Annotated in this window: 14 protein-coding genes; 10 read left to right on the forward strand and 4 right to left on the reverse strand. The window is 69.9% G+C overall.

The features are described from left to right. The 4 genes from rsxC to C667_RS14405 form a co-directional block, all read right to left on the reverse strand. Nucleotides 1–1482: electron transport complex subunit RsxC (rsxC, locus tag C667_RS14390; RefSeq protein ID WP_004367024.1), on the reverse strand; the 1482-nt coding region annotated here is incomplete at its 3' end. After that, the gene (gene rsxB / locus C667_RS14395) at nt 1479–2030 is read right to left on the reverse strand and encodes an electron transport complex subunit RsxB (protein ID WP_004367027.1); all 552 of its coding nucleotides are present in this window, start codon (nt 2028–2030) and stop codon (nt 1479–1481) included. The genes rsxC and rsxB, both read right to left, overlap by 4 nt. A gap of 13 nt (nt 2031–2043) precedes the next feature. Further along, complete coding sequence (rsxA, locus tag C667_RS14400; protein WP_004367029.1) at nt 2044–2628, reverse strand: electron transport complex subunit RsxA; 585 nt, start codon at nt 2626–2628, stop codon at nt 2044–2046. Nucleotides 2629–2724: 96 nt separating this feature from the next. Next, nucleotides 2725–3273 (reverse strand): NUDIX hydrolase, encoded by a 549-nt coding sequence (locus C667_RS14405; protein WP_004367030.1) that lies wholly within the window; start codon nt 3271–3273, stop codon nt 2725–2727. Nucleotides 3274–3425: 152 nt separating this feature from the next. Between C667_RS14405 and C667_RS14410 the strand changes: the two genes are divergently transcribed. The 10 genes from C667_RS14410 to C667_RS14455 form a co-directional block, all read left to right on the forward strand. After that, nucleotides 3426–5354 carry a GGDEF domain-containing response regulator gene (locus tag C667_RS14410; protein ID WP_004367032.1) on the forward strand — a complete coding sequence of 643 codons (1929 nt, stop codon included), beginning with the start codon at nt 3426–3428 and terminating at the stop codon, nt 5352–5354. A gap of 156 nt (nt 5355–5510) precedes the next feature. Then, complete coding sequence (gene flhD, locus C667_RS14415) at nt 5511–5828, forward strand: flagellar transcriptional regulator FlhD (RefSeq protein ID WP_004367035.1); 318 nt, start codon at nt 5511–5513, stop codon at nt 5826–5828. Between the two features lie 10 nt (nt 5829–5838). Continuing rightward, the gene (flhC, locus tag C667_RS14420; RefSeq protein WP_004367038.1) at nt 5839–6429 is read left to right on the forward strand and encodes a flagellar transcriptional regulator FlhC; all 591 of its coding nucleotides are present in this window, start codon (nt 5839–5841) and stop codon (nt 6427–6429) included. 192 nt (nt 6430–6621) lie between these two features. Beyond that, nucleotides 6622–7476, forward strand: coding sequence for a flagellar motor stator protein MotA (gene motA, locus C667_RS14425; RefSeq protein WP_004367039.1), 855 nt, complete (start codon nt 6622–6624; stop codon nt 7474–7476). A gap of 76 nt (nt 7477–7552) precedes the next feature. After that, complete coding sequence (motB, locus tag C667_RS14430; protein ID WP_004367041.1) at nt 7553–8545, forward strand: flagellar motor protein MotB; 993 nt, start codon at nt 7553–7555, stop codon at nt 8543–8545. Nucleotides 8546–8561: 16 nt separating this feature from the next. Continuing rightward, on the forward strand, nt 8562–9530 hold the full coding sequence (locus C667_RS14435) for a chemotaxis protein (RefSeq protein ID WP_004367043.1): 969 nt from the start codon (nt 8562–8564) through the stop codon (nt 9528–9530). A gap of 9 nt (nt 9531–9539) precedes the next feature. Next, nucleotides 9540–10499: a chemotaxis protein gene (locus tag C667_RS14440; protein WP_004367045.1), complete on the forward strand. Its 960-nt coding sequence runs from the start codon at nt 9540–9542 to the stop codon at nt 10497–10499. A gap of 30 nt (nt 10500–10529) precedes the next feature. Next, nucleotides 10530–10928, forward strand: coding sequence for a chemotaxis response regulator CheY (cheY, locus tag C667_RS14445; protein ID WP_004367047.1), 399 nt, complete (start codon nt 10530–10532; stop codon nt 10926–10928). 31 nt (nt 10929–10959) lie between these two features. After that, the gene (cheZ, locus tag C667_RS14450; protein WP_004367049.1) at nt 10960–11802 is read left to right on the forward strand and encodes a protein phosphatase CheZ; all 843 of its coding nucleotides are present in this window, start codon (nt 10960–10962) and stop codon (nt 11800–11802) included. 75 nt (nt 11803–11877) lie between these two features. After that, on the forward strand, nt 11878–12292 hold a 415-nt coding region (locus C667_RS14455; RefSeq protein ID WP_211207715.1), incomplete at its 3' end, for an Hpt domain-containing protein.

Raw genomic sequence — 12292 nt, forward strand, 5'->3', positions numbered from 1 at the left:
GGCGGGGGCCTCGGCCGCCGCGGGCGCTTCGGCGGCGCCGGCCTCGGCCAGCTTGGCGCGCGTCTCGGCGGCCTTGGCGGCGAGCTTGGCGGCTTTCTCGGCCTTCTCGCGCTCCTGGCGGTAGTTGCGGAACTCGAAGCGCTCGCGCGCCTGGTCGGCGGCCGTCTTCTCGCGCTCGCGCGCCCAGATCTCGCTCTTGGAGAAGCGGAAGTAGTCCACCAGCGGGATGTGCGCCGGGCACACGTAGCTGCAGCAGCCGCACTCGATGCAGTCGAAGAGGTGGTACTCCTGCGCCTTGCCGAAATTCTTCGAGCGGCTGAACCAGTACAGCTCGAAAGGCTGCAGCTCGACCGGGCAGGCCTTGGCGCACTCGGTGCAGCGGATGCAGGGCAGCTCGGGCGGCGCCGGCGGGAACAGGCGCGGCGAGGCCGAGATGATGCAGTTGGTGCCCTTGACCACCGGGACGTCCAGGCGCGGCATCGCGAAGCCCATCATCGGGCCGCCCATGAGGTAGCGGTCGGTGTCGGCCTTCGGGCGGGCGAGCGCGAGCAGGTCCTCGACCGGGGTGCCGATCGCCACCTCCCAGTTGCCTGGGGTCTCGCAGTTGCCGGTGAGCGTGACGATGCGGCTGATCAGCGGCTCGCCGTGGATGAAGGCGCGGTACACCGCGTGCGCGGTGCCGACGTTGAAGCACTGCACGCCGTAGTCGGCGCCGAGCTTGCCGTAGGGGATCTCGACGCCGGTGAGCACGCGGATGAGCTGCTTCTCGCCGCCGGCGGGGTAGAGCGCCGGCACCGCGACGACGCGGGCGGCGGTCCCGGCCGCGGCGGCCTGCATCGCGGCGACCGCCTCGGGCTTGTTGTCCTCGACGCCGACGATGAGCTCGCGTGCGCCGATGAGCTCGCGCAGGATGTTGGCGCCGGCGAGGATGTCGGCGGCGCGCTCGCGCATCAGGCGGTCGTCGCAGGTGATCCAGGGCTCGCACTCGGCGCCGTTGAGGATCAGCGTCTCGATGCCGCTGCCGCGGCCGAGCTTGACGTGGCTCGGGAAGGTCGCGCCGCCCAGGCCGACGATGCCGCAGTCGCGCAGCCAGGCCAGGGCCTGCTCGCGGGTGGCGTTGTGGTAATCGAAGGGCGTGGCGTGCTCGATCCAGCGCTCCTCGCCGTCGGGCTCGATGACGACGCAGGGCGTGTCCAGGCCGGAGGGGTGGGCCATCGGACAGGAGTCGATCGCGGTGACGGTGCCCGAGGTGGGCGCGTGCACCGCGGTGCCGAGGAAGCCCTCGGGCTCGCCGATGCGCTCGCCCTTGAGCACCTTCTGGCCGACCGCGACGATGCAGCTCGCGCCTGCGCGCGCGCTCTGGCGCAGGGGCACGACCAGCCGCGGCGGCAAGGGCGCCTTGCGGATCGCGACGCCGGCGGATTCGTTCTTGTGTGCGTCGGGCTTGATGCCGCCGTGGAACTTGAACAGACGCCCGATCATGCTGCCTTCCTGATTTCGACCACGGGGTACTTCCATTTCCAGGTCTGCACGGTCTCGGCCACCGGCACCATGGCGATACAGTCGACCGGGCAGGGCGCCACGCAAAGCTCGCAGCCGGTGCACAGCGGCTCGACCACGGTGTGCATCTGCTTGGCCGCGCCCACGATCGCATCCACCGGACAGGCCTGGATGCACAGCGTGCAGCCGATGCACACCTGCTCGTCGATCACCGCGACCGACTTCGGCTTCTCGACGCCGTGCTCTTCCGAGAGCGGCTTGAACTCGCGCCCGAGCAGGTCGGCGAGCTTGCGCACGCCCTCCTCGCCGCCGGGCGGGCACTGGTTGATGTCGGCCTCGCCGTTGGCGATCGCCTCGGCGTAGGGCTTGCAGCCGGGGAAGCCGCACTGGCCGCACTGGGTCTGCGGCAGGATGGCGTCGATCTTCTCGACCAGCGGGTCGCCCTCGACCTTGAAGCGGATCGCGGCGTAACCCAGGGTGAGGCCGAGCACGATGGCGATGCCGGCCATCACGAGAATCGCGGTGAACATGGTGGCGCGGGCCTCAGTGGAAGCGGTCGAGGCCGGCGAAGCCCATGAACGCGAGGCTCATGAAACCGGCGGTGATCATCGCGATCGCGGTGCCCCGGAAGGCGATCGGCACGTCGGCGCCGTCCAGGCGCTCGCGGATGCCGGCGAACAGCACCAGCGCGAGCGTGAAGCCGAGCGAGGAGCCGAAGCCGAACAGCAGGGACTCGAGCAGATCGTGCTTCATGCCGACGTTGAGCAGGGGCACGCCGAGCACCGCGCAGTTGGTGGTGATGAGCGGCAGGTAGATGCCTAGCACCTGGTGCAGCAGCGGGCTGGTCTTCTGGATGATGAGTTCGGTGAGCTGGACGATCGCCGCGATCACGACGATGAAGGCCAGCGTGCGCAGGTAGCCGAGATCGAAGGGCTGCAGCAGGTAGTGATCGATCAGGTAACTGGTGCCGGCGCCGACGGTGAGCACGAAGGTCGTGGCCGCGCCCATGCCGATGGCGGTCTCGAGCTTTTTCGACACGCCCATGAACGGGCACAGCCCGAGGATGCGGACGAGGACGACGTTGTTCACCAGGACGGCGCCGATGACGACGAAGATGTAGCTGGTCATGATCCGCGCGCGGAAGGGAATTGCGGGATTATCCTCCTCGCCCGAGCCCCGCATCAACCCTGATGCGCGCGCATGTATCGGTCAGGCCTGCCCGGCTCAGCGCCACTCGGGTGGCGGCGGGGCGAGGCTGGCGGTGTGGAGCTGGAAGCGGCCGCTGCGGCGGTCCTCGAAGAAGTGGCGCAGGCTGATCGCGATCGAGCGGAAGGCGATGCGGTCCCAGGGGATCTCGTCCTCGCGCAGCAGCGCCACCTCCAGCGACTCCTCGCCGGGGCGGAAGTCGAGGTCGAGCAGGCGGGCGCGATAGATGATGTGCACCTGGCTGATGTGCGGGACGTCGATCACGGTATACAGCTCGCCGACCTCGATGCGCGCGCAGGCCTCCTCCAGCGTCTCGCGCGCGGCGGCCTGGGCGGTGGTCTCCTCATTCTCCATGAAGCCGGCGGGCAGGGTCCACATGCCGTGGCGCGGCTCGATCGCGCGCCGGCACAGCAGGATGCGGTCCTCCCACTCGGCCAGCGCGCCCACCACCAGCTTGGGGTTCTGGTAGTGGATGGTGCCGCACTGCTCGCAGACATGGCGGGGAAGGCTGTCTCCGGGCGGGATGCGGAAGGCGACGGTGGCGCCGCAGTTCGAGCAGTATTTCATGGTCGCGGACAGGAGTTTTCGGCGATTCTAGCGCGCTTTGACCCGTCCTCCGGCCGCAAGGGCTAAAGAACGAGGCCAAACTGCCGTTCATGATGCCTCTGTGCCAAAATGTTTCGGCAGGTGCGAGAGCGAACGCGACGAGTGAGGAAGGAATGCCGCAACCGATCGACATGAAGCGATATGCGCAGCTCAAGGCCGCGGGGGATCTGCCTTCGCCGCGCGGCGTGGCGCTCGCGATCATCCGGCTGACGCAGTCGCCGGACGTCTCGCTCGCCGAGCTCGGTCGCGTGATCAAGGGCGACCCTGCCTTCGTCGGACGCCTGATCAAGGCGGCCAATGGCCTGATCGCCGAGAACCGGCGCGCGATCGTGTCGGTGCAGGAGGCGCTGATGGTGCTCGGCCTGCCCGCCGTGCGCACGCTGGCGCTGGGCTTCTCGCTGCTGTCGACCTACCGCAAGGGCACCTGCCAGGGCTTCGATTACCCGCGCTTCTGGTCCTCCGCGCTGCTGATGGCGATCTCGATGCAGGCGCTCACCCAGCGCGTGCGTGTGGTCGCGCCGGACGAGGCCTTCAGCCTCGGCCTGCTCGCGCGGGTGGGCGAGCTCTCGCTGGCGACCCTCTATCCCGAGGCCTTCTCCCGCCTGCTCGCCGAGCTCAAGCGCGACCACGGCCTGCAGCAGGTGGTGCTCGAGGACCAGGCCTTCGCGATGAACCACCGCGAGCTCGGCGCCGCCATGCTCGCCGACTGGGGCGTGCCCGATGCGCTGGTGCAGCCGGTGCGCTTCCACGAGCAGCCCGAGCTGGCGGGCTACGGCGAGGAGTCGCGCGAGGCCGGCATCGTGCAGTGCCTCGTGCTGGCACGCGCGGTGGCCCAGCTCTGCCTCGCGCCCGAGCCCGAGCACGTGCGCCTGATGGCGCCGATGCTGCGCCTGGCCGGCCGCCTCGGCCTCGGGCGCGGCGAGTTCGTCTCGCTGTGCGAGCGCGTCGGGCGCGACTGGGCGGAGTGGGGCAAGCTGCTGCAGATCCGCACCGAGGATGCGCCCCGCTTCGTCGAGGTGGGCAACGCGGCGGCCGAGGCCGCCGGCGAGCCCGCGCGGGTGGTCGCCGAGGGCGACGGTCCGCAGCCGATGCGGGCGCTGGTCGTGGCGGGCGCACGGGACGATCGCGAACTGCTGCGCAAGGAGTTCGAGGCTGCCGGGGTGGCCGCCTTCGTCACCGCGGGGGCGGACGCCGCGCTCGAGGCTGCGCTCGACATTCAGCCGCAGCTGGTGGTGGCGGACTGGTCGGACGAGGGCGAGCGCGTGGTGCGCGGCCTGCGCGACATGCGCCTCGGCCGGGGCGTCTACGTCATCTGCATGCTGGATGACGAGGACGAGGCGCCCGTGCTGGCCGCCTCCAGCGCCGGTGCCGACGACTTCCTCGTCCGCCCGCTGCAGCGCGCGGCGCTGACGGTGCGCCTGCGTGCCTGCCTGCGCATGCTGGTGCTGCAGCAGGAGCTCGAGCACGAGCGCGAGGAGCTGCGCAACTTTGCCGCCGAGCTGTCGATCTCGAACCGCCGCCTGCAGGAGGCCGCCCTGACCGATCCGCTCACCGGCCTGCCCAACCGCCGCCAGGCGATCGAGGCGATGCAGGCCGAGTGGGCCACGGCGACGCGGCACAGCCGTGCCTTCTCGGTCATGATCGTCGACCTGGACGGCTTCAAGGCGATCAACGACACCCACGGCCACGACGTCGGCGACATGGCGCTGCGCCAGGCCGCGGAGACCCTGCGCGGGGCGCTGCGCACCCAGGACCTGATCTGCCGCACCGGCGGCGACGAGTTCCTCGTGCTGTGTCCCGACACCGACCTGAGGGCGGCGATGCTGGTCGCCGAGCGCCTGCGCGTGGCCGTGGAGGCCCGCCCGGTGGAGACCGGCGGCCCGCGGATCTTTCTCACCGCCAGCCTCGGGGTGGCGATGCGCGTGCCAGACATGGACAACGTCGATGCGCTGATCAAGTGCGCGGACGACGGCGTCTACCGTGCCAAGCAGCGCGGCCGCAACTGCCTCTCCGCGCTCCAGCTCGAATCCGGCGCGGGCTGAATGCCGGCGGGGCGCGGCCGCCGCCCTCCCGGCATGTGTTGCTCGGGGACGACACCTTGTGCGTGAAATGCTGCACGGAGCCGGCACCTGCAGCTTGCCGCTCTTGAGAAACTACTTTAAGTTGCAGTCGTTGATCCCCGTGCGGGATGGAAAACCATGGATCGCCCCGACTTCCAGGAAGAAATCCGCGAACTCAACCTCGCCTACCTGATGCTGGCGCAGCAGATGCTGCGCAACGACCGCGCGACCGCGCTGTTCCGGCTCGGCATCGACGAGGCGTTCGCGCACCTGATCGAGTCGATGTCGGCGGCCAAGCTGGTCCGGATGGCGTCCAGTCCGACGCTGCTGCCCTGCTTCCGCTTCGATGACGCCCAGCTGGCGCGGCTGATGGCGGGCGAGGGGCGGGATGCCGCCAGCGCGGGCCTGCATGCGGCGATCCTCGCCGCCGGCAAGGCGGCGGCCGATGCGCGCTGAGGAGTCGCGAATGAAGAACAAGAGTGTGATCGAAGAAGCCGATGACGTGCGCCGTGCGGTCGAGATGGTGCAGCTCGGCGCGCGCATGCAGATGCTCGAGGTCGAGACCCGGCTGAGCCGCGAGAAGCTGCTCAAGATCTACAAGGAGGTGCGCGGCGCCTCGCCCCCGAAGGGCATGCTGCCGTTCTCCACCGACTGGTTCATGACCTGGCAGCCGAACGTGCATTCCTCGCTGTTCATGAACCTCTACCGCTACTTCACCGGCCCGGCCGGCGTGCAGGGGCTGGACGCGATCCTCAAGTCCTACCACCTCTACCTCGACCACATCGAGGCCGGCGTGATCGAGCCGGCGCTGAGCCTCACCCGCGCGTGGACGCTGGTGCGCTTCTTCGACGCCGACCTGCTGCAGATGGCCGCGTGCACCCGCTGCGGCGGCGAGTTCGTCGTCCACGCCCACGACCCGGTGCACGACTACGTGTGCGGCCTGTGCAACATGCCCTCGCGTGCCGGCTCCGCGCGCCGCAAGACCACCACCCGCAAGGCGGTCGCGCCCACGCGCAAGGCCGCCAGCGCGTCGAGCCGCAAGGCGGTCGTCGCCTGACACCGGCGGGCCGCCCGGCCCGCATGCACGATCCCGCATGGGCCGCGCTGGAAACAGGCGGCCCATGTCGCATCCGGACGTCCCGCGGCGTTGTTCCGTCGCACGTTCAAGTTCCTCCCCCTGCCGCCGTTATCCCCTGCGAGAGCCGCGCCCGCATGCGCGTGGCGCAGCGAAACGCTCCGGAGTTTCCCCGTGTTCCTGATCATCGGCTACGTCATCATCCTCGCCGCCTCGCTCGGCACCTACGCGGTGCACGGCAGCCTGGCCGCGCTCTGGGTGCCCATGGAGTACCTCGCGATCTTCGGCCTGATGATCGGCGGCTTCGTCGCCGGCAACGGCCCCAAGGCGCTCAAGGGCACGCTCGGCTCGCTGTCGCTGGCGGTGAAGGGCTCGAAGTACAACAAGGCGCTCTACGTCGATCTGCTCGCGCTGCTGTTCGAGATCCTCGCCAAGGTGCGCAAGGAAGGCCTGATGTCGATCGAGAACGACATCGAGAACCCCGACTCCAGCCCGATCTTCTCCAAGTATCCGAGCGTCGCCGCCGACCACCACGCGGTCGAGTTCATGACCGACTACCTGCGCATGATGGTGGGCGGCAACCTCAACGCCTTCGAGATCGAGAACCTGATGGACATGGAGATCGAGACCCACCACCAGGAGGCGCACCAGGCGCCGCACGTGGTCTCCAAGGTCGCCGACGCGGTGCCCGCCTTCGGCATCGTGGTGGCGGTGATGGGGGTGGTGAACGTGATGGGCTCGGTGGGCCAGCCGCCGGCGGTGCTGGGCAAGATGATCGGCGGCGCACTCGTCGGCACCTTCCTCGGCATCCTGGTCTCGTACGGCTTCGTGGCGCCGATCGCCAGCCAGCTCGAGCAGAAGGTCGAGGAGAGCGGCAAGATCTACCAGGTGATCAAGGTCGTGCTGCTGGCGAGCATGAACGGCTACGCGCCGCAGGTCGCGGTGGAGTTCGGCCGCAAGGTGCTGTACTCGACCGACCGCCCGGGCTTCTCCGAGCTCGAGCAGGAAATCAAGAACCGCAAGGGCTGAGCCGCATGTCCGTCTCTTGCCAGACCATTTGCCGCAGCGCGCCTGAGCGCGCCGCCGGCCTGCCGGGGAGCGCGCGATGAGCGACGACACCCAGCAACCGATCGTCGTCAAGCGCATCAAGAAGGGCGGCGGCGGCCACCACGGTGGCGCGTGGAAGATCGCCTACGCGGACTTCGTGACCGCGATGATGGCCTTCTTCCTGCTGATGTGGCTGCTCGGCTCGACTGCGCAGGGCGACCTCGAGGGCATCGCCGATTACTTCCAGAACCCGCTCAAGCTGGCGATGCAGGGCGGCGAGGGCACCGGCGACAGCTCCAGCATCATCAAGGGCGGCGGCGAGGACCTGTCGCGCAAGGTCGGCCAGGTGCGGCGCGGCGATACGCCGAGCACGCGCGCGATCAACCTCGACGCCGCGCCTGCGCGGGTCAAGAGCGAGGCCGAGATCGCCGCGCAGGCGATCGCCGAGCGCCGCGAGCGTGCGCGCCTGATCGACCTCAAGGGCAAGCTCGAGGCGGTCATCGAGGCCAACCCCTCGCTGCGCCAGTTCAAGAACCAGCTCCTCATCGACATCGTCAGCGAGGGGCTGCGAATACAGCTGGTCGACGCGCAGAACCGGCCGATGTTCACCTCGGCGAGCGCCGACCTGCGCCCCTACACCCGCGAGCTGCTGCGCGAGATCGCCGCCGCGCTCAACGACGTCGACAACCGCGTCAGCATGTCCGGCCACACCGACTCCGCGCAGTACGCCGGCGGCGAGCGTGGCTTCTCGAACTGGGAGCTGTCCTCGAACCGCGCCAACGCCGCGCGCCGCGAGCTGGTGGCGGGCGGGCTGGAGGCGGGCAAGATGCTGCGCGTCGTCGGCCTCGCCGACACCGCGCACCTGAACCCGGACGATCCGCTCGACCCGGCGAACCGGCGCATCAGCATCGTGGTGCTCAACCGCGCGGCGGAGGAGGCGATGCGTAGCCAGCAGGCGCCCGGCGCCTCGCCGCCGCCGGGCGGTGCTCAAGTCGGGCGCAATCCGGCCGATATGAGGGGAGGTCCGGGGATTGTCCCGGCGCCCAATTGAACCCAAGGCTGCAGCCATGTCCGAACTGCTGAAGAACATCGACGCCCGTACCCGGCTCGCCGGCACCAACAAGCTCGAGATCCTGCTGTTTACGCTCGGCGTGGACGCGCGCAGCGGCTGCCGCGAGACCTACGGCATCAACGTCTTCAAGGTGCGCGAGGTGATGCGCCGGCCGACCATCACCGCCGCGCCGGACATGCCCGACGCGGTGCAGGGCATGGTGAGCCTGCGCGGCGCGCTCGTCCCGGTGGTCGATCTCGGCCGCTACGTCGGCGTCGGCGACGACGCCGCGCGCGAGATCATGATCGTCACCGAGTACAACGGCCACACCCAGGGCTTCCTGGTCGAGGGCGTCGACACCATCCTGCGCCTGGACTGGTCGCAGATGCGGGTGCCGCCGGAGATGCTCACCGCGCGCCTGGGCGGGCTGGTCACCGCGGTGACCTCGCTCGCCGACGGCCGCCTGGTGATGATGCTCGACGTCGAGCGCGTGCTCTCCGAGACCTCGCGCTACGACGATGCCTTCCTGTTCCGCGACATCTCGCCGCTGCCGGGCGCCGACGCGCACGTGGTGTATTTCGCCGACGACTCCTCGGTGGCGCGCAAGCAGATCTCCCAGACCCTGGACGCCATGGGCGTGCGCCACGTCGGCGCGGTCAACGGCCGCCAGGCCTGGGAAGAGCTCACCCGCGTGGCCGCGCGCGCCGAGGCCTCCGGCCGCAAGGTGGCCGACTTCGTCAGCCTGGTGCTGACCGACGTCGAGATGCCCGAGATGGACGGCTTCATGCTCACCCGCCAGATCAAGGCCGACCGCCGCTTCGCCGGCATCCCGGTGATCATGCACTCGTCGCTGTCGGGCAGCTCGAACCATCAGCTCGGCCTCTCGGTCGGGGTGGATGAATACGTGTCCAAGTTCGAACCGCAGCGCCTGTCCCAGGTGCTGACCCGGCTGCTCGGCATGGCCGAGCCCGCGAGCGGACGCTGAGGAACCGCCATGGAACACAACCGCCACGAAGAATCCGCCCTGTTCGACGCGGTCGACGGCCGCGCCACGCTGGCCGGCTCGAACCGCATGGAGATCCTGCTGTTCTCGCTCGGCACCGGCGAGCACTTCGGCATCAACGTCTTCAAGGTGCGCGAGGTCTCGCGCACGCCCTTCATCACCCGCACGCCCAACATGCCGCCCGGCGTCGAGGGCCTGATCTCGCTGCGTGGCAACGTCATCCCGGTGCTCTCGCTCGGCGTCATCCTCGGCCTGACTCCCGCGGGGGCGTCGCTCGGCGAGGCGATGATGGTCACCGAGTACAGCAAGCGCACGCTCGGCTTCCTGGTTGACTCGGTGGACCGCATCGTCCGTGTCGACTGGGAGCGCGTGCGCGCCCCCGAGAACGTGTCGACCGGCACGCAGGGCTTCATCACCGCGATCACCGAGCTCGACGACGGCCGCCTGGTGTCGATCCTCGACGTCGAGTCCATCCTCGCCGACACCTTCGGCGAGGCCGTGGTCGGCGACATCGCGCCGATCGGCCACGGCCACGAGGTGAACGTGTTCTTCGTCGACGACTCCATGGTGGCGCGGCGCAAGATCACCGAGGTGCTCGACCGCCTGGGCGTGCGCCACAAGCACGCGACCAACGGCATGGAGGCGTGGAACCGGCTCGACAGCCTGGCCGCCCACGCCGAGAACACCGGGCGCCGGCTGATCGACGAGATCGACCTCATCATGCTCGACGCCGAGATGCCCGAGATGGACGGCTACGTGCTGACGCGCCGCATCAAGAGCGACGCGCGCTTCGCCGGCATCCCCGTGGTCATGCACTCCTCGCTGTCGTCCGAGGCCAACCGCGCCATGGGCACCCGGGTCGGGGTGGACGCGTACGTGGCAAAATTCGACGCCGAAGTGCTGGCCGACACCATCCGCCCGATGCTGCAACGGGCGCGTCGGACCTCCTGACCGAACAGGCAAAGAACCCGGAGACCCCCCATGTCCGACCCCAAGACCCGCTTCCTCGTCGTCGACGATTTCTCGACCATGCGCCGCATCGTGCGCAACCTCTTGAAGGAGCTCGGCTTCGCCAACGTCGACGAGGCCGAGGACGGCGCGGTGGCGCTGCAGAAGCTCAAGTCCAGCCCTTACGACTTCGTCGTCACCGACTGGAACATGCCGAACATGGACGGCCTGACGCTGCTGCAGAGCATCCGCCGCACGCCCGAGCTCAAGCACCTGCCGGTGCTCATGATCACCGCCGAGGCCAAGAAGGAAAACATCATCGCCGCCGCACAGGCGGGCGCCAGCGGCTACGTGGTCAAGCCCTTCACCGCGGCGACCCTGGCCGAGAAGCTGGACAAGATTTTCGAGAAGATGGGCCGCGGCCGGGCGTAAGCCGCCGCCGCAGCGCACACGGAGCATGGATATGAGCAAGAAGTCCAAGGTGGACCCGATGGGCGATTCGGACGAACTGCAGGCCCTCTTCGACAGCATCGCCGCCGACCCCTTCGCCGCGGCGGGCGGCGGCGCCGAGCCGGCGGCATCGATCCTGCCGGTCGACGAGTCCGGGGACAACGACGAGCTGCAGGCGCTCTTCGACGCGGTCGCCGAGCAGGCCGCGGAGCCGGCGGGCGGAGGCGGGGAGTCCGTCGCGGCGGCCAGCGAGGGCGTGGTGTACAACCGCCTCGGCCAGCTCGCCCGCCAGGTGCACGACGCCCTGCGCGAGCTCGGCCTCGACACCACCCTGCACCGCGCGGCCGAGGCCGTGCCCGACGCGCGCCAGCGCCTCGCCTACGTCGCCCGCACCACCGAGCAGGCCGCCAGCCGGGTGCTCAACGCCACCGACGTGGCGGCGCCGATCCAGGCCGAGCTCGCGAGCGGCGCCGACGCGCTGTGCGCGCGCTGGGACGAGCTCTACGCCGGCCGCCTGAGCCCGGAGGCCTTCCGCGAACTCTCCGCCGACACGCGCGCCTTCCTCGGCGCGGTGGGCGAGGGCGCGCGCGGCACCGGGGCACAGCTGCACGAGATCATGATGGCGCAGGACTTCCAGGACCTCACCGGGCAGGTGATCAAGCGCCTGGTCGAGCTCACCCGCACGCTCGAGACCCAGCTGCTGCAGGTGCTGATCGAGGCCGCGCCGGCGCAGGCGCTGGAGGCCGAGCAGGCCACCGGGCTGCTCAACGGCCCGGTCATCGACGCCGGCGGGCGCAGCGACGTGGTGCAGGACCAGGCCCAGGTCGACGAGCTGCTCGAGCGCCTCGGATTCTGATCAAGGCGCGGGGCCGGGCCCCGCGCGAACCGGTGCGTTCCCCGCGTGGGGCGGCACCGCAACCAGGAGCAAGCCGTGAGTGATTTTGCCGGGATGGAGGATCTGCTGCAGGACTTCCTCGTCGAAGCCGGCGACCTGCTGTCCGACGTCGACAACAAGCTCGTCGAGCTCGAGCACAGCCCGGACGACCCCGGCCTGCTCAACGACATCTTCCGTGGCTTCCACACCATCAAGGGCGGCGCGGGCTTCCTCGGCGCCGCCGAGCTGGTCACGCTGTGCCACCTCACCGAGAGCCTCTTCGACCGCCTGCGCAAGCACGAGCTCGAGGTCACGCCCGAGCGCATGGACGTGATCCTGTCGGCGACCGGCGCGGTGCGCGACATGTTCGTCGACCTCGGCCGCGGCAGCCGGCCCGGTCCGGCGGCGCCCGACCTGCTCGATGCCTTGCGCGCCGCGGTCGCGGGACAGCCGGCCGCCCCGTCGCCGGCCG

The organism is Thauera phenylacetica B4P (assembly GCF_000310225.1).
Taxonomy (GTDB): Bacteria; Pseudomonadota; Gammaproteobacteria; order Burkholderiales; family Rhodocyclaceae; genus Thauera; species Thauera phenylacetica.